Origin of the sequence: Bordetella genomosp. 13 (genome assembly GCF_007679965.1) — a bacterium.
Taxonomy (GTDB): Bacteria; Pseudomonadota; Gammaproteobacteria; order Burkholderiales; family Burkholderiaceae_B; genus Bordetella.
The window spans coordinates 132,756-151,683 of sequence record NZ_VEHL01000003.1 but is presented as its reverse complement, the minus strand read 5'-3'; the positions used below and the strand labels follow the sequence as shown (position 1 = coordinate 151,683).

At 67.9% G+C, this 18,928-nt stretch carries 17 protein-coding genes and 1 tRNA gene; 7 read left to right on the top strand and 11 right to left on the bottom strand.

Annotated elements, in window-relative coordinates; genetic code table 11:
• Positions 1–2: 2 nt before the first annotated feature.
• On the bottom strand, positions 3–1,310 hold the full coding sequence (gene tig, locus FS845_RS09450) for a trigger factor (protein ID WP_144633468.1): 1,308 nt from the start codon (positions 1,308–1,310) through the stop codon (positions 3–5).
• A gap of 182 nt (positions 1,311–1,492) precedes the next feature.
• Between tig and FS845_RS09445 the strand changes: the two genes are divergently transcribed.
• Positions 1,493–2,062 carry a TIGR00645 family protein gene (locus tag FS845_RS09445; protein ID WP_144633465.1) on the top strand — a complete coding sequence of 190 codons (570 nt, stop codon included), beginning with the start codon at positions 1,493–1,495 and terminating at the stop codon, positions 2,060–2,062.
• A 95-nt stretch (positions 2,063–2,157) separates the two neighbouring features.
• Here the strand turns inward: FS845_RS09445 and FS845_RS09440 are convergent, their stop codons facing one another.
• The 6 genes from FS845_RS09440 to FS845_RS09415 all read right to left on the bottom strand — a co-directional run bounded on the left by FS845_RS09440 (position 2,158) and on the right by FS845_RS09415 (position 5,797).
• The gene (locus tag FS845_RS09440; protein WP_144633462.1) at positions 2,158–2,364 is read right to left on the bottom strand and encodes a cold-shock protein; all 207 of its coding nucleotides are present in this window, start codon (positions 2,362–2,364) and stop codon (positions 2,158–2,160) included.
• 419 nt (positions 2,365–2,783) lie between these two features.
• Positions 2,784–2,987, bottom strand: coding sequence for a cold-shock protein (locus FS845_RS09435; protein ID WP_066130314.1), 204 nt, complete (start codon positions 2,985–2,987; stop codon positions 2,784–2,786).
• A 332-nt stretch (positions 2,988–3,319) separates the two neighbouring features.
• Entirely contained in the window at positions 3,320–3,640 is a 321-nt protein-coding gene (locus tag FS845_RS09430) for a hypothetical protein (protein ID WP_144633459.1), read from the bottom strand.
• A gap of 39 nt (positions 3,641–3,679) precedes the next feature.
• A complete protein-coding gene (locus FS845_RS09425; protein WP_144633456.1) occupies positions 3,680–3,961 on the bottom strand; it encodes a hypothetical protein in 282 nt (93 codons plus the stop codon).
• Between the two features lie 154 nt (positions 3,962–4,115).
• Positions 4,116–5,681, bottom strand: a complete 1,566-nt coding sequence (locus FS845_RS09420; protein WP_144633453.1) for a sensor domain-containing diguanylate cyclase — start codon at positions 5,679–5,681, stop codon at positions 4,116–4,118.
• Between the two features lie 30 nt (positions 5,682–5,711).
• Positions 5,712–5,797 (bottom strand) — tRNA-Leu (locus FS845_RS09415).
• 45 nt (positions 5,798–5,842) lie between these two features.
• Between FS845_RS09415 and dapC the strand changes: the two genes are divergently transcribed.
• From dapC to FS845_RS09390, 5 genes are read left to right on the top strand one after another with little or no spacing between them, the layout of a single operon-like run.
• A complete protein-coding gene (dapC, locus tag FS845_RS09410; RefSeq protein ID WP_186332220.1) occupies positions 5,843–7,039 on the top strand; it encodes a succinyldiaminopimelate transaminase in 1,197 nt (398 codons plus the stop codon).
• Positions 7,040–7,087: 48 nt separating this feature from the next.
• On the top strand, positions 7,088–7,909 hold the full coding sequence (gene dapD / locus FS845_RS09405) for a 2,3,4,5-tetrahydropyridine-2,6-dicarboxylate N-succinyltransferase (RefSeq protein WP_144633447.1): 822 nt from the start codon (positions 7,088–7,090) through the stop codon (positions 7,907–7,909).
• Positions 7,906–9,048, top strand: a complete 1,143-nt coding sequence (dapE, locus tag FS845_RS09400) for a succinyl-diaminopimelate desuccinylase (protein ID WP_144634558.1) — start codon at positions 7,906–7,908, stop codon at positions 9,046–9,048. Before dapD ends, dapE begins: the two co-directional genes overlap by 4 nt.
• Positions 9,049–9,054: 6 nt before the next feature.
• Positions 9,055–9,948, top strand: coding sequence for a 50S ribosomal protein L3 N(5)-glutamine methyltransferase (gene prmB, locus FS845_RS09395; RefSeq protein ID WP_144633444.1), 894 nt, complete (start codon positions 9,055–9,057; stop codon positions 9,946–9,948).
• Positions 9,945–11,876, top strand: a complete 1,932-nt coding sequence (locus FS845_RS09390) for an ABC-F family ATP-binding cassette domain-containing protein (protein ID WP_144633442.1) — start codon at positions 9,945–9,947, stop codon at positions 11,874–11,876. The genes prmB and FS845_RS09390 overlap by 4 nt, the downstream gene beginning before the upstream one ends.
• Positions 11,877–12,347: 471 nt before the next feature.
• Here the strand turns inward: FS845_RS09390 and FS845_RS09385 are convergent, their stop codons facing one another.
• Together FS845_RS09385 and FS845_RS09380 are read right to left on the bottom strand one after the other, a co-directional pair.
• Entirely contained in the window at positions 12,348–14,630 is a 2,283-nt protein-coding gene (locus FS845_RS09385) for a UvrD-helicase domain-containing protein (RefSeq protein ID WP_144633440.1), read from the bottom strand.
• Positions 14,627–15,835 carry a fatty acid desaturase gene (locus FS845_RS09380; protein WP_144633437.1) on the bottom strand — a complete coding sequence of 403 codons (1,209 nt, stop codon included), beginning with the start codon at positions 15,833–15,835 and terminating at the stop codon, positions 14,627–14,629. The genes FS845_RS09385 and FS845_RS09380 overlap by 4 nt, the downstream gene beginning before the upstream one ends.
• 234 nt (positions 15,836–16,069) lie before the next feature.
• Here FS845_RS09380 and FS845_RS09375 point away from each other — a divergent pair, with 234 nt between their 5' ends.
• Positions 16,070–16,468 carry a hypothetical protein gene (locus FS845_RS09375; RefSeq protein WP_144633433.1) on the top strand — a complete coding sequence of 133 codons (399 nt, stop codon included), beginning with the start codon at positions 16,070–16,072 and terminating at the stop codon, positions 16,466–16,468.
• A 64-nt stretch (positions 16,469–16,532) separates the two neighbouring features.
• On the opposite strand, the gene FS845_RS09370 is transcribed toward FS845_RS09375, so the two are convergent.
• Both FS845_RS09370 and purN read right to left on the bottom strand, forming a co-directional pair.
• The gene (locus tag FS845_RS09370) at positions 16,533–18,020 is read right to left on the bottom strand and encodes an RsmB/NOP family class I SAM-dependent RNA methyltransferase (RefSeq protein ID WP_144634554.1); all 1,488 of its coding nucleotides are present in this window, start codon (positions 18,018–18,020) and stop codon (positions 16,533–16,535) included.
• A gap of 236 nt (positions 18,021–18,256) precedes the next feature.
• Positions 18,257–18,859 (bottom strand): phosphoribosylglycinamide formyltransferase, encoded by a 603-nt coding sequence (purN, locus tag FS845_RS09365; protein WP_260986245.1) that lies wholly within the window; start codon positions 18,857–18,859, stop codon positions 18,257–18,259.
• Positions 18,860–18,928 lie beyond the last annotated feature (69 nt).

Below are 18,928 nucleotides of genomic sequence, written 5' to 3'. Positions count from 1 at the left end.
CTTTACATCCCCATCAGCTGATCGAAAGGCACCGCTTCGTCGGTGACCTTGGCCTGGCCCAGGACATGGGCCACGACGTTGTCCTCCAGCACGATGGCCTCGATCTCGGCGCGGCGCTGGCGGTCGGACAGATAGTAGCTGACCACCTGGGCCGGCTGTTCGTAGTTCTGCGCGAACTCTTCGATGCGCTCGCGGACCTGCTCGGGCTTGGCCTGCAGCTGCGCCTGCTTGACCAGTTCCGAGATCAGCAGACCGAGGCGCACGCGGCGCGTGGACTCTTCCGTGAAGGCGTCGGCCGGAATGGGCATCGAATCGGCGTTCGGCACGCCGCGCTGCTTCAGTTCCTCGCGGGCGGCGGCCACGCGGTTCTGCGTGTCGCTGTCGATCAAGGCCTTGGGCACGTCGAACTGGGCGGCACCGACCAGGGCGTCCATGACGCTGGCCTTGGTGCGGCTTTGCGCGCGGTTCTTGACCTCGCGTTCGATGTTGGCGCGGATGTCGGCGCGCAGTTTCTCGACGTCGCCTTCGGCCTGACCCAGCGACTTGGCGAATTCGCCGTCGACGGCGGGCAGCACGCCCTCGGCCACTTCCTTCACCGTGATGGTGAATTCGGCAGTCTTGCCGGCGACCTCGGTGCCCTGGTAGTCATCGGGAAACTTGAGCGGGAAGACCTTGGTCTGGCCGGCCTTCAGGCCGCGCGCGGCGTCTTCGAACTCGGGCAGCATGCGGCCCTGGCCCAGCACGAAGGGGAAGCCTTCGGCCTTGCCGCCTTCGAACGGCACGCCGTCGATGGTGCCGGCAAAGTCCAGCGTGACGCGGTCGCCGTCGGCGGCGGCGCGGTCTTCGCGGACCTCGAACGTGGCCCGCTGCTTGCGCAGCACGTCGATCGTCTTCTCGACTTCGGCGTCGGACACGTCGGTCGAGGTGCGGGTGACGGCCAGCGCCGACAGGTCGGGCACGGCGACGTCGGGGTAGACCTCGAAGGTGGCCGTGAAGGCCAGCGTGTCCTCAGCCACGCCTTCGGTCTTGGGTTCGAGGGTGGGCGCGCCCGCGACGCGCAGCTTGGCGCCGTCGACGGCTTGCTCGAAGGCGCGGCCGACCTGGCCGTTGATCACGTCGTAGCGGATGCCGGGGCCATGGCTGCGCTCGAGCATGCCGATGGGGGCCTTGCCGGGACGGAAGCCGGGCACCTTGGCCGTGCGCGCCACGCGCTGCAATTGCGCCTGGACTTCCTTTTCGACGTCAGCGACCGAGACGGACAGATCAACACGGCGCTCCAGGCCGGAGAGGGTTTCAACCACAGGCTGCATTAAAAGACCTATTTTCCGAGAGTAGAAGAAGACTAGCGATAAACGAACCATTTTACCGGAAACGGCAGGACCACCCTCCTGGGGGATTCCTGCCCCCTGGTGACGCACCGCAACATGGGACCTCGCCGGGTTGCTAGAATCGGCCTCGCATCTCCTACAACACACGGCTCGCACCCACCATCATGTCGCTTCACACCCCTCGCCGCCTGCAACCGCTGCCCGCGCTGATCTTCAGCTCGCGCTGGCTGCAGCTGCCTCTGTACCTGGGCCTGATCGTCGCCCAGGGCGTCTACGTCATGCTGTTCCTGAAGGAACTCTGGCACCTGGTCACCCATGCCACGAGCTTCGGCGAACTGGAGATCATGCTGATCGTGCTGGGCCTGATCGACGTCGTGATGATCTCGAACCTGCTGGTGATGGTGATCGTCGGCGGCTACGAGACCTTCGTGTCGCGCCTGCGGCTCGAGGGCCACCCCGACCAGCCCGAGTGGCTCAGCCACGTCAACGCCAGCGTGCTGAAGGTCAAGCTGGCCATGGCCATCATCGGCATCTCGTCGATCCACCTGCTGCGTACGTTCATCGAAGTGGGCAACCTGGGCACCGAGGGCTCGCGCGTCACCGAGCAAGGCGTGATGTGGCAGGCCATCATCCACGCGCTGTTCATCCTTTCCGCGATCGGCATTGCCTATGTCGACCGGCTGACCACGGCGGCCCATGAGCCCCGTGCGGCGGACAAGCCGGCGCGCCACTGACGCCATCCGTCCCCGCGGTCGAAAAAAATCCCGGCGCCAGGCCGGGATTTCTTCGTGCGGCGCCAGGCTGGCCCGCACCCTCCTCCATGCGTCGGTCAGGCCGCGACCTTGATGTTCTTGGCACTGGGACCCTTGGGCCCCTCGCCTACCTCGAACGTGACGCGCTGGTTCTCCTGCAGCGACTTGTAGCCCTCGCTGCGGATCTCGGAATAGTGTGCAAAGAGATCCTTGCTGCCGTCATCGGGAACGATGAAGCCGTAGCCTTTCTCGGCGTTGAACCACTTGACGATGCCTGTTGCCATGATATGTCCTTCAACCTAGTAGCGATTGCTCGCGGAAGCGCCAGATCATCAAGTAGGAAAGACGCCCCGCCCACGCGGGTACCAACCGGCACAAAACAGCAAACAGCCGCACTGCTTGAAAATCTCGCCGACCCAGTTTAGGAGCGTCCATCGCAGGGGTCAACGGACACCGGGATGGGTATGCAACCAGGTGTTTTGTTACACGCCAATACAAATTTTTCAATATCCGCGTGGCGCAGTGCTTATGCCGTATTACCCATGCGACACTGCGTGCCCGATTATCTCAGGGTTTATACCAATGCACATGAACGGCAGCGTTCACGGGCTACGCCGCAAGTAAATAAGAAAATGACAGGAACTAATAGCGGCGGAAAATAAAAAAGCCCCTTGCGGGGCTTTTTCAGGGCTTCGATCTCGCCTTACAGGGGCGTGATCTTCGTGGCCTGGGGACCCTTGGGGCCCATCGCCGTCACGAAGCTGACGCGCTGGTTTTCTTCGAGGGACTTGAAGCCCTGCGATTGGATTTCAGAAAAGTGCGCGAACAGGTCCTTGCCACCCGACTCGGGGGTGATGAAGCCATAACCTTTTTCCGCGTTGAACCATTTAACGACGCCGGTTTCCATACTGTATTTCCTAGAGATTTAAATTGGGCTTGCGCCCGGGACCACGAATCAAGCAAGGAGGGGACAGTAGAACAAGAACGGTCGCCGATAAGGCAAGGTACTGTACAAGCATCAACACCCTGGATCGTGTGCCGACACTATCGTCAGGTTCCCCTCTCAAGTCAACATAATCCTCAAAAATGCGTGCCCATAATGCAACAAAGAGAAACAGGGACGCATGGTGAGCAACAAATGCCCAATTATCCAAAACGCCACTGGTCCCTACCCCGGTTGAGGTGGGGGACAGATGGTAACGCAGGTCGAGGATTACACCAAATCAGTAAACGCAAATATTAGTCATCAATCGGTAATCCAAGCAGATCCAAAGCCGCGCCGAAACTGTTCTCGTCGGCGCAGAAAAACACCGCGACATCGCCGGGACTGACGTTTTCGAGCACCTGATCGATCTGTTCCTGTGCTTGGTCGACGTCATCTACGCCGGCCGCGTGGATGGCGGCGCCCGCCTCCACCAGCTCGGGCGGCACGATGGCGGGTATCGATTCCAGGTCGGCGTCGCCCAGCATGACGTAGACCGTCAGGACGGCGCCGTCCAGCGTGGTTTCCAGGCACAGGCCGTGTTCGAGCGTGGCCTGGCGGCGGCTGAGTATGTCCATGTATCGATATCGCCTTGTAGGGAGGGAAGCAGCGCGACGCTAGCGCGTCCGCATGCGGTGCAGCACCTTGCGCGCCACCAGCGTGGCCGCGGTGCCGATCACCGAACAGAACAGGAAGGAGGCTACCGCGAGCAGCCAGGCCTGGCTGGCGAGTTCACCCTCGCCGGACACCGCGAGCACGACCGCCAGCACGCACAGCGCACCCAGCAGCACGCCGGCTAGGCTGTGCACGAGCGAGCGCAGTCCGGCCAGCAGCGTGCCGCCCACGAGCGCGAGCGCAACGAGAGCTGCCATGGACCAGAACAGGGATTCGTACTGCATGGAGAGAAGTGCAGCCGGACGGGCGTGGCCCGTGGCGGGGGTGTCTTGCGGAAAGATGGCTTGCTGGAATATCTGGAGGCGACCCCGGAACGGGCTGCCAGTCGGTCGACAGTGTACTCGTTTCTGCGAACATGTGCTGGGACGCCGGCACGGCTCAAGGCACGCCGGCGACCGCCTGCGCCGCCGTGGCCGAATGCACCCGGTTGCGCCCCGCCGCCTTGGCCTCGTAGAGCAGCGCGTCAGCCACGCGCAGCAGGTCTTCCACCCCGCCGCCCGCCGCGGGCATGCAGCTGGCCGCGCCGACGCTGACCGTGACCTCGCCATGCGCACTGCCCTCGTGCGCCACGCGCAGCGCCTGGATCTTGCGGCGCACGCGCTCGCCCACCGTCGCCGCCTGCTCCGCGGTCAGTTCGGGCAGCACCATGGCGAACTCCTCGCCGCCATAGCGTGCCGGCATGTCCGCGGGCCGGCGTGCGCACGAGCCGATGCACTCGGCCACGGCGGCCAGGACCTCGTCGCCCGCCGCGTGGCCATAGGTGTCGTTGAACCGTTTGAAGTGGTCCACGTCGATGAACAGCACGGCCAGCGGCGTGCCGCCGCGGCGCGCTCGGGCCCATTCCTGCTCCAGGCGGGTGTCCAGCGCACGGCGGTTGCTCAGCCCCGTCAGGCCGTCGGTCACGGCCAGGCGCTCGAGTTCGATCTGCGTGCGCACCCTGTCGCGCAAGGTGAAGGCCAGCAGCCACGACAGCAGGATGAACAGACCGACCAGCGCCGAGGTCAGCCCGCCCACCACGATGCTGCGCTCGCGCCAGTCGGCCAGCACGTCGTCGACGGCGGGCGCCACCACGGCGATCAGCGGACTGCCGGGCACGCGCGCGAAGGTGAAGATGCGCTCTACGCCGTCCACGCGCGAGCGCGCCACGTAGGAGCCGGGCACGTGCGTGGCCATGACGGCGAACGCGGGCAGGCGCGGATGGCTGGCGCTGACGTCGTGGTGCACCAGGGGCTTGCGCGCCAGCCAGGTGCCGTCGGACAGCGCGATGAAGGCGGAACCCGCGCGCCCCGTGTTGATCCGGTCGACCAGGCGCTGGAAGAAATCCACGGGCACGGCCATCAGCGCGACGCCGTCGAAGCTGCCGTCCTGCGCGTTGATGCGGCGGGTCAGGCCAATGGACAGCAGGCCGCCGCGCAGCCGCGACCGGTACGGATGGGACACGTACAGGCCGACGGACGGGCTGCGCTGATGCACCAGGAAATAGTCGCGGTCGGACAGCCGCACGGTGCGGTCGATCAGACGGCTTTGCGAGGCCACCACCGCGCCGTTGGCGTCGACGACGTAGGCACCGCTGACGTAGCTGGCGGTGGTGAAGCGGTCGAACAGCAGGCTTTGCCGCAGGTCCGGGGGGAGCTCCCAGATGCCCGGGCGCTGCGCGCTTTCGACCACGCCCTGCAGCGACAGGTTGTAAGTCTCGATGTTGCGTTCGAGGTCGCCGGTCATGATGGCGACGAGGCTGGCGGCCGCGTCGCGGGCGCGGTCCAGCGCGTCGCTGCGGCCCAGGTAGAGGATGGAACCGATGAGGCCGGCCATGGCCAGCGCGATGAGGGTGCCGGCAAAGCCGGCGGCGTAGGGATGCCCGCCGATCAGTTGTACGGTGCGGCCGGCATAGTGCCCGGCCAGCTTGCGCGCGCGGCGGCGCAAGGGCAATCCGAAGTGCTGCATGCTTGCCTCCATGAGGACATGCGGCGATGTTGGTGCGAGGGAGGGGACTCGAACCCCTACACCTTAACGGCGTCTGGACCTAAACCAGGTGCGTCTACCAATTTCGCCACCCTCGCAAAGCCAAGCCCGCTATTGTAGCTTGCTTGGTAAAATCTTGGGCCATGAATCCCCGCCTCGATATTCTGCACCCCTATCCGTTCGAGAAGCTGCGTGCGCTGCTGGCCTCGGCGCGGGCCACGGCGCACGGTTTGCAGCCGATCAATCTGTCCATCGGCGAACCCAAGCATGCCGCGCCCGAGGCCGTCGTGCAAGCCCTGCGCGACGGCCTCGACGGACTGTCGGTGTACCCCGCCACGCACGGCGATCCGCGCCTGCGCCAGGCCATCGCCCAATGGCTCGCGCATCGCTACAGCATTCCCGCGCCGGACGCCGACACGCAGGTGCTGCCCGTGCTGGGCTCGCGCGAGGCGCTGTTCGCCTTCGCGCAGGTGGTACTCGACCCCACCGGCAATCAGCGCGTGGTGTGCCCGAACCCGTTCTACCAGATCTACGAGGGCGCGACGCTGCTGGCGGGCGGACGCCCCTATTACCTGAACGCCGACCCGGCGCGCGACTTCGGCGGCAACTGGAGCGACGTGCCCGAGGACGTCTGGCGCGAGACCCGCCTGGTGTTCGTGTGCTCGCCGGGCAATCCGGCGGGCAACGTCATGTCGCTGGAAGACTGGCGCGAGCTGTTCGCGCTGGCCGACCGCCACGGCTTCGTCATCGCTTCCGACGAGTGCTACTCCGAGATCTACCTCGACGAGGGCGATGCGCCGCTGGGCGGCCTGCAGGCCGCGCGCCGGCTGGGCCGCGACGACTACCGCGGGCTGGTGGCCTTCTCCAGCCTGTCCAAGCGGTCCAACGTGCCCGGCCTGCGCTCGGGCTTCGTGGCCGGCGACGCCGCGCTGATCGCGCCGTTCCTGCGCTACCGCACGTATCATGGCAGCGCCATGAGCCCGGCAGTGGCCGCCGCCAGCGTAGCCGCCTGGAGCGACGAAGCGCACGTGCGCGACAATCGCCGCCAGTACCGCGAGAAATTCGAGGCCGTGCTGCCCATCCTGCAATCGGCGCTGGACGTGCGGCGGCCGCAGGCATCGTTCTACCTGTGGGCACCCACGCCGGGCCCCGACACCGCCTTCGCGCGCGACCTGTACGGCAGCACCGGCGTCACGGTGCTGCCTGGCAGCTTCCTGGCGCGCCAGGCGCACGGCGCCAATCCCGGCGAAGGCCGCGTGCGGATGGCGCTGGTCGCGCCGCTGGCGGACTGCGTGCAGGCCGCCGAGCGCATCGCGCGCTTCGTGCGCCTGGGCGCCTGACCCCTCACCCAACCATTCCTTTTCAACCCGTCTAGACACCGGATCATCATGACTCTCGACCTGCAGACCACCATCGAAAACGCCTGGGAGAACCGCACCAACCTCTCCCCCACCGACGCCAGCCCCGAGATCCGCGAAGCCGTCGAGCACACGCTCGACGCCCTGGACATGGGCCGCCTGCGCGTGGCCGAGAAGACCGGCGCCGACTGGGTCGTGCATCAGTGGATCAAGAAGGCCGTGCTGCTGTCGTTCCGCCTGCAGGACAACGCCGTCATGGGCCAGGCGCCCATGCAGTTCTACGACAAGGTGCCGCTGAAGTTCGCCGAGTACGGCGACCACGCCTTCAAGGCCGGCGGCTACCGCGTGGTGCCGCCCGCCGTGGCGCGCCGCGGCGCGTTCATCGCCCGCAACGTGGTGCTGATGCCCTCCTACGTCAACATCGGCGCCTACGTCGACGAAGGCACGATGGTCGACACGTGGGCCACCGTCGGCTCGTGCGCCCAGATCGGCAAGAACGTGCACCTGTCGGGCGGCGTGGGCATCGGCGGCGTGCTGGAGCCGCTGCAGGCCAACCCGACCATCATCGAGGACAACTGCTTCATCGGCGCCCGCTCGGAAGTCGTCGAAGGCGTGGTCGTGGAAGAGAACTCGGTGCTGGCCATGGGCGTGTACCTGTCGCAAAGCACCAAGATCTATGACCGCGCCACCGGCAAGATCTCGTACGGCCGCGTGCCCTCGGGTTCGGTCGTGGTGCCGGGCTCGCTGCCCTCGGCCGACGGTTCGCACAGCCTGGCTTGCGCCGTGATCGTCAAGCGCGTCGACGCGCAGACCCGTGCCAAGACCAGCATCAACGACCTGCTGAGGGCCTGATGAGCAACGCCGTCCTCGACCTGGTACGCGACCTGATCGCCCGGCCGTCGGTCACGCCCGACGACCTGGATTGCCAGCAACTGCTGGCGCAGCGCCTGGAACGCATGGGCTTTCGTTGCGAGACCATCTCGCGCGGCGGCGTCACCAACCTGTGGGCGCGGCGCGGCGACACCGCGCCGCTGACCGTGTTCGCGGGCCACACCGACGTGGTCCCGCCCGGTCCCCGCGACAGCTGGGAAAGCGACCCGTTCGTGCCCACCGAACGCGATGGCTTCCTGTATGGCCGCGGCGCGGCCGACATGAAGAGCTCGATCGCCGCCTTCGTGGTGGCGGCCGAGGAATTCGTGGCGGCGAATCCGCGGCACGGCGGTTCGATCGCGCTGCTGCTGACCTCCGACGAAGAGGGCCCCGCCATCGACGGCACGGTCATCGTCTGCGAGGAACTGCAGCGCCGCGGCGAACGGCTCGACTACTGCATCGTGGGCGAGCCCACGTCCGGCCAGGTGCTGGGCGACACCTGCAAGAACGGTCGGCGCGGTTCGCTGTCGGGCAAGCTCACCGTCAAGGGGGTGCAGGGCCACGTGGCCTATCCGCACCTGGCGCGCAACCCCGTGCACCAGCTGGCGCCGGCACTGGCCGAACTGGTCGGCATCGAATGGGACCAGGGCAACGAGTACTTCCCGCCCACTACCTTCCAGGTCTCGAACCTGAACGCCGGCACGGGCGCCACCAACGTGGTGCCGGGCGCGGCGGTCGCGCTGTTCAACTTCCGCTTCTCCACCGCCAGCACGCCCGACGGGCTGAAGGCGCGGGTGCATGCAGTGCTGGACAGGCATGGCCTGGAATACGACCTGGAGTGGAACCTGGGCGGCGAGCCCTTCCTGACGCCGCGCGGCACACTGACCGATGCCCTGGTGCAGGCCATCGCGGCCGAGACCGGCGTGACGGCCGAGCTGTCCACCACGGGCGGCACCTCGGACGGGCGCTTCATCGCCAAGATCTGTCCGCAAGTGATCGAGTTCGGTCCCTGCAACGCCACCATCCACAAGGTCAACGAGCGCGTCGAGCTGGCCAGCCTGGATCCCCTGAAGAACATCTACCGCCGCACGCTGGAAAACCTGCTGCCGGCCACCCACTGAGGCCTTATGGTCGCTGCTCAAGCCCGTATCGAACTGCAAACCGTGCGCGATCTGGTGCGCTATGCCGTATCGCGCCTGAACGCCTCGCACGCAGTGTTGGGCCACGGCACGGACGACGCCTACGACGAGGCCGTGTACCTGGTGCTGCACGCGCTGCACCTGCCGCTGGACACGCTCGAACCCTTCCTGGACGCCCGCGTGCTGCCCAACGAGCGCGAGCGCGTGCTGGGCCTGATCGACCGCCGCGTCGCCGACCGCGTGCCGGCGCCCTACCTGACCAACGAGGCGTGGCTGCGCGGCCATCGCTTCTACGTCGACGCGCGCGTCATCGTGCCGCGCTCGCCCATCGCGGAACTGCTGGAGACCGGGCTGTCGCCCTGGGTGCCCGATGCGGGCCAGGTGCAGCGCGCGTTGGACATGTGCACCGGCTCGGGCTGCCTGGCCATCCTGGCGGCCCTGGCCTTCCCCGACGCACAGGTCGACGCCGTCGACCTGTCGCCGGACGCGCTGGAAGTCGCGCGCCGCAACGTGGCCGACTATGGCCTGGAAGACCGGCTGGCGCTGTACCAGGGCGACCTGTTCGACGCCCTGCCCGCGTGCCAGTACGACGTCATCGTCTGCAACCCGCCCTACGTGAACAGCGATTCGATGGACGCCCTGCCCCCCGAGTACCGCCACGAGCCGGCCATGGCGCTGGCGGGCGGCGCGGACGGCATGGACGTGGTGCGCAACATTCTTGCGCGGGCCCCGGACTTCCTGTCCCCGCAAGGCGTGCTGGTGCTGGAGATCGGCCATGAATACGAGAACTTCGTCGACGCCTTCCCGCACCTGGACCCGGTGTGGCTGGACAGCGCCGAGACCTCGAACCAGATCCTGCTGCTGACCCGCGAACAACTGTGATACGTGCTTCTGGATTGACCCTGCGCCGCGGCACCAAGGTGCTGCTGGACGGCGCTGAATTCGTCGTGCACCCCGGCGAGCGCGTCGGCATCGTCGGCAAGAACGGCGCCGGAAAGTCGTCGCTGTTCGGCCTGCTGACCGGCACGCTGGACGCCGACGCCGGCACGCTGGACCTGCCCGCCGGCTGGCGCATCGCCAGCGTGAAGCAGGAGATCGCGGCCGATACGCAACCGGCCCGCGAGTTCGTCATCGACGGCGACCGCCACCTGCGCGCGCTGCAGGCGCAACGCGCGGCGCTGTCGCCCGATCAGGGCACGCAGATCGCCGAGGTCGAGGCCGAACTGGCCGAGGCCGGCGCCTGGGATGCCGCCTCGCGCGCCGAACAGCTGCTGGCCGGCCTGGGCTTCGCGCCGGACGAATGGATGCGGCCGGTGGAAAGCTTCTCGGGCGGCTGGCGCATGCGGCTGGCGCTGGCCAGCGCGCTGATGGCGCCGTCCGACCTGCTGCTGCTGGACGAACCCACCAACCACCTGGATCTCGACGCCATGCTGTGGCTCGAGAAATGGCTGGGCGCCTATCCGGGCACCGTGCTGCTGATCTCGCACGACACCGAGTTCCTGGACGCGGTCGCGCGCGCGGTGCTGCATTTCGACCACGCCAAGCTGGTGCGCTATCGCGGCGGCTACGAAGACTTCGTCACGCAGCGCGCCGAGCGCCTGCGCCAGGCCAACGTGGCCTACGAGCGCCAGAACCGCGAAGCGGCGCGGCTGCAGAGCTTCATCGACCGCTTCAAGGCCAAGGCCTCGAAGGCCAAGCAGGCGCAAAGCCGCGTGAAGGCGCTGGCGCGCATGGAGGCGCGCGCGCCGCTGCACGCCGAGGCCGGCATCGACATCCGCATCCCCTCGCCCGAGCACACGCCGGATCCCCTGCTGGTGCTGGAGCACGCCTCGGCGGGCTATCCCGAAGCGCCCATCCTGCGCGACGTGACGCTGATGGTGCGCGCCGGCAGCCGCATCGGCGTGCTGGGCGCCAATGGCGCGGGCAAGAGCACGCTGATCAAGACCCTGGCCGAAGAGATTCCGGTGCAGGCCGGCGAACGCCGCGCCTCGCGCGGCCTGGCCATCGGCTATTTCCACCAGCACCAGCTCGACATGCTGGACCTGGACAGCACCCCGCTGCAGCACCTGGCGCGCATGGCGCCCGAGGTGCGCGAGCAGGAGCTGCGCAACTACCTGGGCGGCTTCGGCTTCTCGGGCGAGACCGTGCTGAGCAAGGTCGGCCCCATGTCGGGGGGAGAGAAGGCGCGCCTGGCGCTGTCCCTGATCGTCTGGCAGAAGCCCAACCTGCTGCTGCTGGACGAACCCAGCAACCACCTGGACGTCGAAACGCGCGAGGCCCTGGCCGCCGCGCTGGCCGAGTTCTCGGGCAGCATGCTGCTGGTCTCGCACGACCGGCACCTGCTGCGCACCACCGTCGACAGCTTCTGGATCGTGGCCGACGGCCAGGTCCGCGAGTTCGACGGCGACCTGGAAGACTACCGCGACTGGCTGGCCACCCGCACCGCCGCCGAACGCGCAGAAAAGGCGGAAGCCGCCCGCGCGGCGGGCGGCACGGCCGCCGCGCCGGTGGTCGACCGCAAGGCCCAGAAGCGCCTGGAGGCCGAACAGCGGCAACGCCTGTCCGCCCTGCGCAAGCCGCTGGAAGCACGCCTGGCCAAGGTCGAGACCGAGATGGAGAAGGCGCGGCTGCGCATGCAGACCCTGGACGCCCTGATCGCCGACCCCGACTTCTATTCCGACGCCCGCCGCGCCGAACGCCAGCAGGTCATGGCCGAGCACGGCGAACTGGGCAAGAAGGTCGACGAACTGGAGGAGCAGTGGCTGGAGATCCAGGAATCCCTGGAAGACATCGACAAGTCGCCGGCGTGATGCAAACAGGGAGGCGTACGCCTCCCTGCGTTTCCCTGCGTGCGGCCAGGCCGGCTGCATGGCTGGCGATGATGCGCGAAGCAGCCTGCCGACATCATCGCAGCACACCGGACGGAGAGCGGCCGGTACGTTGACCAAGCCGGGCCCAATTGCGCCGAACGCGGCAAGCCTCCTCTCTCTCCCTGCACCAGGACGCCCCCGCTGCATGAAGCGCATACCCTGCGGACGCACGCTATCCAGCGGCAACACCAGGCGTCAGGGAATCAGGATCCGATGCATTCCATTGACGCAAGTCCTCGTTGATGTGCGCGGCCCGAGCCGGGCAATTGGAGTGAGGGAAGCCCCGAAAGGGCCGAGGGCGCCTGATGGCGCGCCCGAGCCGACCGACTTGCCCGGCTCGGGCCGCGCGCCCTCAGCGAGGACGCCTTCAAAGAGACAACCGCCGCAATCCGGCGACCGCCGCCGATACCGTTACCCCTGGACGATGTCCAACTTGGCAATCCCCAGTGCCAACGTCTTGGCCCCCACATCCCGGAACTGGATCTGGGCCTGGGCATCCTGTCCCGCTCCGCTCAGCCCGATGATGGTGCCGTCGCCGAAGCGCGCATGGCGCACGCCCTGCCCGATGCGGAACTCCTTGTCGCCCACCGTGACGCCGCTGGCCGTGCCGCGCGGCGCACGCGGCGCGATGGCGCCCGTGGCCTTGCGGCCGAACGCGTCGCCGCCCCAGTTGCCGCTCCACGCGGCCTCGCGCGCGGCCGAGGGCAGCGCGGCGCGCGGCGTGATCCACTTCACGTGTTCCTCGGGAATCTCTTCCAGGAACCGCGAGCGCATCGCATAGCGCGTCTGCCCATGCAGCATGCGGCTTTGGGCCAGGCTGATATACAGGCGTTCGCGCGCGCGCGTGATGGCCACGTACATCAGGCGCCGCTCTTCCTCCAGCCCGGACTGCTCCAGGATGCTGTTCTCGTGCGGGAACAGGCCCTCTTCCAGGCCGGTGATGAACACCGCATCGAACTCCAGGCCCTTGGCCGAGTGCACCGTCATCAGCTGCACGGCGTCCTGGCCCTGCTGCGCCTGGTTGTCGCCGGCCTCGAGCGCGGCATGCGACAGGAAGGCGGCCAGCGGCGTCAGGCCGTCGGCGGCCGGGACCTCGCCCGCCTCGCCCTGCGGGGCCTGGACCTGCGGGACCACGCCCGCGGGCAGGCCGTCGTAGTTCTCTTCGGACGCGAACACCGCCGCGGCGGTGATCAATTCGTTGAGGTTCTCCAGGCGCTCGGCGCCTTCGCGCTCGGTCTTGTAGTGCTCGATGAGGCCGCTGGCGGCCAGCATGTGCTCGACCAGCTCGGGCAGCGGCAGCTCGCGCGTTTCGTCGGCCATGCGGCCGACGAGCTGGGCGAACTGCAGCAGGTTCGCGCCGCCCTTGCCCGGCACCATGCCGACGGCGCCGTACAGGCTGCTGTCGTTCGCGCGCGCCGCGTCGGCCAGTTGCTCGAGCGTGCGCGCGCCGATGCCGCGCGTGGGAAAGTTGACCACCCGCATCCAGGACGTGTCGTCGTTGGGATTGGCCATCAGGCGCAGGTAAGCCAGCGCGTGCTTGATCTCCTGGCGCTCGAAGAAGCGCAGGCCGCCGTACACCTTGTACGGGATGCCGGCCGAGAACAGCCCGTGCTCGATGACGCGTGACTGCGCATTGCTGCGATAAAGCACGGCGATCTCGCGGCGGGCGCGGCCGTCGTTGATCAGGGCGCGCACCTCGTCCACCAGCCACTGGGCTTCCATGCCGTCGCTGGGCTGCTCGACGATGCGCACGGGCTCGCCTTCGCCTTGGTCGGTCCAGAGATTCTTGCCCAGGCGGCCGCCGTTGTTGCTGATCAGCGCATTGGCCGCATCCAGGATATGGCCGTACGAACGGTAGTTCTGCTCCAGGCGGATGACGTTGCCGTGCGCATAGTCGCGCTCGAAGTCGGCCATGTTGCCGACGTTGGCGCCGCGGAAGGCATAGATCGACTGGTCGTCGTCGCCGACCGCGAAGATCCGGGCGCCGCCGCCCGCCAGCAGGCGCAGCCATTTGTACTGCAGGACGTTGGTGTCCTGGAACTCGTCGACCAGGATGTGCTGGAAACGTCGCTGGTAGTGCTCGCGCACCGGCGCATTGCGGCTGAGCAGCTCGTAGGCGCGCAGCAGCAATTCCGCGAAGTCGACCACGCCCTCGCGCTGGCACTGCGCCTCGTACAGCTGGTAGAGGTCGATCAGGCGGCGCCGATGGCTGTCGTTGTCCCAGACTTCGACGTCGGCAGGCCGCAGGCCGTCTTCCTTGGAGCCATTGATGAAGCGCTGCACGTCGCGCGGCGGATATTTCTCGTCGTCGATGCCGTTGGCCTTGAGCAGCCGCTTGATGGCGGCCAGTTGGTCGGTGGTATCGAGGATCTGGAAGGTCTGCGGGAGGCCGGCATCGCGGTGATGCGCGCGCAGCATGCGGTTGCACAGGCCGTGGAACGTGCCGATCCAGAGCCCACGCGGATCGATGGGCAGGATCGCCGTCATGCGCGTGAGCATCTCGCGCGCGGCCTTGTTGGTGAAGGTGACGGCCAGCAGTCCGTAGGGACTGGCCTGGCTGGTCTGGATCAGCCAGGCCATCCGGGTGGTGAGCACCCGGGTCTTGCCGCTGCCCGCCCCGGCGAGTACCAGGGCGTGCTGCGGTTCGAGCGTGACGGCGGCGCGTTGTTCGGGGTTGAGCTTGTCCAGCATCATGCCGCGTAGCGGCGCAGACGAAGCGCGAACTGCTCGAGCCCGGAGATACCGCTATGTTGGGCGCGTTGGCACCAGGCCTGCAGGTCGTTCAGCAACTGTTCGCTGCTGGCGCTGGAGCTTTCCCACAGGCGGCCCAGTTCGCGGCGCATCTGCACCAGCGTGGCCAGCGACTGGTTCTGGGCGATGGCCTGGTCGACCGCGGCCAGCTGTTCGGGCTGCAGGATGTCTTCATTGCGATGCAGCGAACGGCGCACGCGGTGCAGCATGGTCCAGCGGCAGTCGGCGCTACCCTTCCGGCGCGACGTCTTCAGCTTGGCCAGTTCTTCGCGGGCGGCGTCCTTGATGACGTCGGCATAGCGCGCCATGACTTCATAGCGGTGCGTGATGACGCCCTGCAGCGTGCGCTGGTCGATGGCCTTGGCGGACGGATCGAGCTTCAACTTGGGCGCGACCTTCTTTACCTTGGCCAGGCCCAGGAAGCGCAGCGCGCTGATGTAGCACCAGCCGATGTCGAATTCGTACCACTTGGCCGAGAACTTGGCCGACGTGCCGTGGGCGTGGTGGTTGTTGTGCAGCTCTTCGCCACCGATGATGATGCCCCACGGAAACACGTTGGTGCTGGTGTCCGGGCTGTTGTAGTTGCGATAGCCCCAGTAGTGGCCGATGCCGTTGACCACGCCGGCCGCCCAGAACGGGATCCAGGCCATCTGGACCGCCCAGACGGTGACGCCGATGACGCCGAACAGCGCCAGGTCGATGCCGAGCATGATCAGCACGCCCATCAGGCTGCGGCGCGAATAGAGGTTGCGCTCGAGCCAATCGTCGGGCGTGCCATGGCCGAACTTGGCCATGGTTTCGCGGTTGTCGGACTCGACGCGATACAGCTCGGCGCCGCGGAACAGCACCTTCCAGATGCCGAACAGCATGGGCGAGTGGGGATCGCCTTCCTTTTCGCATTTGGCGTGGTGCTTGCGGTGGATGGCGACCCATTCCTTGGTGACCATGCCCGTGGTGAGCCACAGCCAGAAGCGGAAGAAGTGCATGACCGCGGGATGCAGTTCGAGGCCCCGGTGCGCCTGGCTACGGTGCAGGAACACCGTGACCGACACGATCGTGATGTGCGTGACCACCAGGGCGAACACGACGATCTGCCACCAATGGGCTTGGGTCAGACCGCCGGACAAAAAGGTAAGGACTTGATCCATAAAGCTTGAGGGAGCCTCGTAAGTATGGTTACCGATGCAGTTTAGCCTACCCGGTGTTCTTATGACAGTGGGGTTTCAAAAAGGTTCTTGAGATAAATCAAGGACTAAGCCCCTGCCTTCCCATGCGCGCCCCGCGATGTAAAACCCAACGTCCGTGGCGCGGTTCCAACATTTTGCTACATAAGCGGCACCGCGATAAAGTGCGGGAACTACGTACTCCACGCACTTTTTCCCATGCCGCTTGCTTCCGTCCTCCGCCGTCTGGCACCCCTGCTGCTGTGGGGCGCCAGCGCGTCCGCCTGGGCCCAGGTCCAGGTCGCCAGCGGCGGCCAGGTGGTACTGGCCACCTACTACGAGGTGGACGCCGAGAGCTGCCAGGTCCTGAGCGCGCCGCGCGTGCGCATCACCCAGAAGGCAATACTGGGCAAGGCCATCATCGTGCGGACCCAGAAACCGGCGTCGGGCTTCGGACGATGCCCGGCCAAGCTGGTGACCATTGCGCAAGTCCTGTACCAGGCCGACAAGCCGGGCATGGACACCGTGGCCTGGCAGGTGCGCTACCAGCGCCGCGGACCCGAGCCGGAGCGGTTCAGCTCGATGGTGAACGTGGCGCCGCCGCTGCCCAGGCACTGAACGGCCCGGCGCAGGGCGGTCTCGAATGCCGAGACAGGCGGCACTTCCCTGCTTCGGCCCTCGATCATGACTTCGGCGCGTCCGTGCGAGTGTCGTCTTCGCCCAACGACTCGTCGTCGTCCCCGGCCAGGCCCTGCGACGCGGTATCGGCCGTCATGCCGGCGTGGACGGCATCCGGCTCGTCCGGCGCCAGGCCCGCGTCGGGCTCGTCACCCAGGATCTCGTCAACCAGGCCGTCCGCCGGCGCGGCATCCGCGGCTTCGCCGGCGGCTGCACCTTGCGTCGCCGCCGCAGCGCCTTCCGCCGGCTGCCTGGCCGGCTTGGCGGACGCCTTGCGGCGTTCGAAAACCGCCGCGAAGAAGCCGTCGGTGCCGTGCACGTCCGGGCGCAGCTGCATGTAGGGACCGTCGAGTTCCAGGTCCGGGCAACGGTTCTTGATCAGCTCCGCCGCGTCCACGCGTTCGAAATCGGGATGCTCGGCCAGGAAGCGCTCGGCCTGCGCGGCGTTCTCCTCTTCCAGCAGGCTGCAGGTGGCATAGACCAGCCGGCCGCCGGGCGCGACGCAGCGCGCCGCACTTTTCAGGATGCGGTGCTGCAAGGCGCACAGCTCGACCAGCGACTCGGGGTGCTGGCGCCACTTCAGGTCGGGATTGCGGCGCAGCGTGCCGATGCCGCTGCACGGCGCGTCGACCAGCACGCGCTGGGCCTTGCCGGCCAGGCGCTTGACGCGCGCGTCGTTGTCGCCGTCGATCGCCACCGGCACCACGTTGGACAGGCCGCTGCGGGCAAAGCGCGGCTTGGCGCGTGCCAGGCGCGCGGCGGAAATGTCGAAGGCGTACAGGCGGCCGGTGGAGCGCATCAGCGCGCCCAGCAGCAGGCTCTTGCCGCCGGCGCCGGCACAGAAGTCGATGATCATCTCGCCGCGCTTGGGGCCGACCAGCAGCGCCAGCAACTGGCTGCCCTCGTCCTGCACTTCCAGGCTGCCGTCCTCGAACAGCTGCCAGCGATTGACCGCGGGGCGGCCGGCGACGCGGATGCCCCAGGGCGAATGCGGCATGGGCCGCGGATCGTATTGCGCCGCCGGACCGTTCTGCAACACCGCCAGCATGGCGTCGCGCTCGGCCTTCAGCGGATTGACGCGCAGGTCCAGCGAGGCGGGACGGTTCAGCGCCTGCATCAGGCGCTCGGGCTCGGGCATGGCGCCCAGGCGCTCGTCCAGCCAGTCGGGCATGCTGGCGCGCACCGCGCGCGGCAGCGTGGCAGGGTCGATGCGCAGCACGTGCCGCAGCCATTCCGCCTCGGCGTGGCTGAGCCCCTCGGCCAGGTTGTCCTGGCCCAGCGTGGCGGCCAGGCCCAGGATGGCCAGCCGGCGCGAGGCCGGGCCGATGCCGGACTCGGCCATGCGGCGATAGCGGCGCAGGTGGCGCAGCACGTCATAGACCGCTTCGGCGATCTCGCCGCGGTCGCGTCCGCCCAGGTTGGGATGGGCGCGCAGCCAGTGCGACAGCGTCGCATCGGCCGGATAGGTCCATTGCAGCAGCTCGCCCAACACGCGCTGGACCTGGTCCACGCGGATCGCGGCCAGGGGTACGCGCGGGCGATCGGGCCGGGCCGCGGGGGGGTGGCCCGGGGACTGCTGGCCCGAGGACGGGCGCGACGGCCGGTCGCCGTCCGGGCGGAAACGGTCGCCCTCGGCGCGGCGCGGTCCGCCGGACGAACGGGCGGGCCGGCGGCCGTCGCCCGAGGGGTCGGGGCGGCCGGAACGGGAACGGGGGAAAGAGGATTTGGTCATCGGCAAGACTCGAGCATGAACAGGCGGGGCGGGTCGCCCGCGACGTCTACCCGCTGGTCGGCCGCCAGGCTGACACGGCCTTCGGCCAGCCAGCGGGCCGCGGCCGGATAGGCCAGGTGTTCGACCTGCAGGACCCGCTGGGCCAGGGCCTCGGGCGTATCATCGGCCAGCACGGGCACGCAGCCCTGGGCGATGATCGGACCGTGGTCCAGCAGCGGCGTCACGAAATGGACGGTGCAGCCATGCACGCGCACGCCGGTGGCAATGGCCTGGGCATGCGTGTGCAGGCCGGGGAAAGCCGGCAGCAGGGAGGGATGGATGTTGACCAGCCGGCCGGCGTAGCGGGCAACGAAGCCGGGGGTCAGCACGCGCATGAAGCCGGCCAGCAGCACGTAGTCGGGCTGGTAGGATTCGATGGCGGCGGCCAGCGCGGCGTCGAAGGCCTCGCGGCTGGGATAGTCCTTATGGCTGACGGCCTGCGTGGCGATGCCCTGGGCGCGTGCCCAGTCCAGGCCGGCGGCATCGGGACGGCTGCTGATGACGGCGGCCACGTCCGCGGGCCACCTTTCGGCGCGGCAGGCGTCGACGAGCGCCTGCATGTTGCTGCCGCGGCCCGAGATCAGCAGGACGAGGCGGCGGCGCACGCTGCCCGCAGGCTGGACGGCGGG

What these genes read in the sequence shown, in the direction of transcription:
- tig (WP_144633468.1), bottom strand. Translation starts at nt 1,310, where the DNA reads ATGCAGCCTGTGGTTGAAACCCTCTCCGGCCTGGAGCGCCGTGTTGAT.
- FS845_RS09445 (WP_144633465.1), top strand. Translation starts at nt 1,493, where the DNA reads ATGTCGCTTCACACCCCTCGCCGCCTGCAACCGCTGCCCGCGCTGATC.
- FS845_RS09440 (WP_144633462.1), bottom strand. Translation starts at nt 2,364, where the DNA reads ATGGCAACAGGCATCGTCAAGTGGTTCAACGCCGAGAAAGGCTACGGC.
- FS845_RS09435 (WP_066130314.1), bottom strand. Translation starts at nt 2,987, where the DNA reads ATGGAAACCGGCGTCGTTAAATGGTTCAACGCGGAAAAAGGTTATGGC.
- FS845_RS09430 (WP_144633459.1), bottom strand. Translation starts at nt 3,640, where the DNA reads ATGGACATACTCAGCCGCCGCCAGGCCACGCTCGAACACGGCCTGTGC.
- FS845_RS09425 (WP_144633456.1), bottom strand. Translation starts at nt 3,961, where the DNA reads ATGCAGTACGAATCCCTGTTCTGGTCCATGGCAGCTCTCGTTGCGCTC.
- FS845_RS09420 (WP_144633453.1), bottom strand. Translation starts at nt 5,681, where the DNA reads ATGCAGCACTTCGGATTGCCCTTGCGCCGCCGCGCGCGCAAGCTGGCC.
- dapC (WP_186332220.1), top strand. Translation starts at nt 5,843, where the DNA reads ATGAATCCCCGCCTCGATATTCTGCACCCCTATCCGTTCGAGAAGCTG.
- dapD (WP_144633447.1), top strand. Translation starts at nt 7,088, where the DNA reads ATGACTCTCGACCTGCAGACCACCATCGAAAACGCCTGGGAGAACCGC.
- prmB (WP_144633444.1), top strand. Translation starts at nt 9,055, where the DNA reads ATGGTCGCTGCTCAAGCCCGTATCGAACTGCAAACCGTGCGCGATCTG.
- FS845_RS09385 (WP_144633440.1), bottom strand. Translation starts at nt 14,630, where the DNA reads ATGATGCTGGACAAGCTCAACCCCGAACAACGCGCCGCCGTCACGCTC.
- FS845_RS09380 (WP_144633437.1), bottom strand. Translation starts at nt 15,835, where the DNA reads ATGGATCAAGTCCTTACCTTTTTGTCCGGCGGTCTGACCCAAGCCCAT.
- FS845_RS09375 (WP_144633433.1), top strand. Translation starts at nt 16,070, where the DNA reads ATGCCGCTTGCTTCCGTCCTCCGCCGTCTGGCACCCCTGCTGCTGTGG.
- purN (WP_260986245.1), bottom strand. Translation starts at nt 18,859, where the DNA reads ATGCAGGCGCTCGTCGACGCCTGCCGCGCCGAAAGGTGGCCCGCGGAC.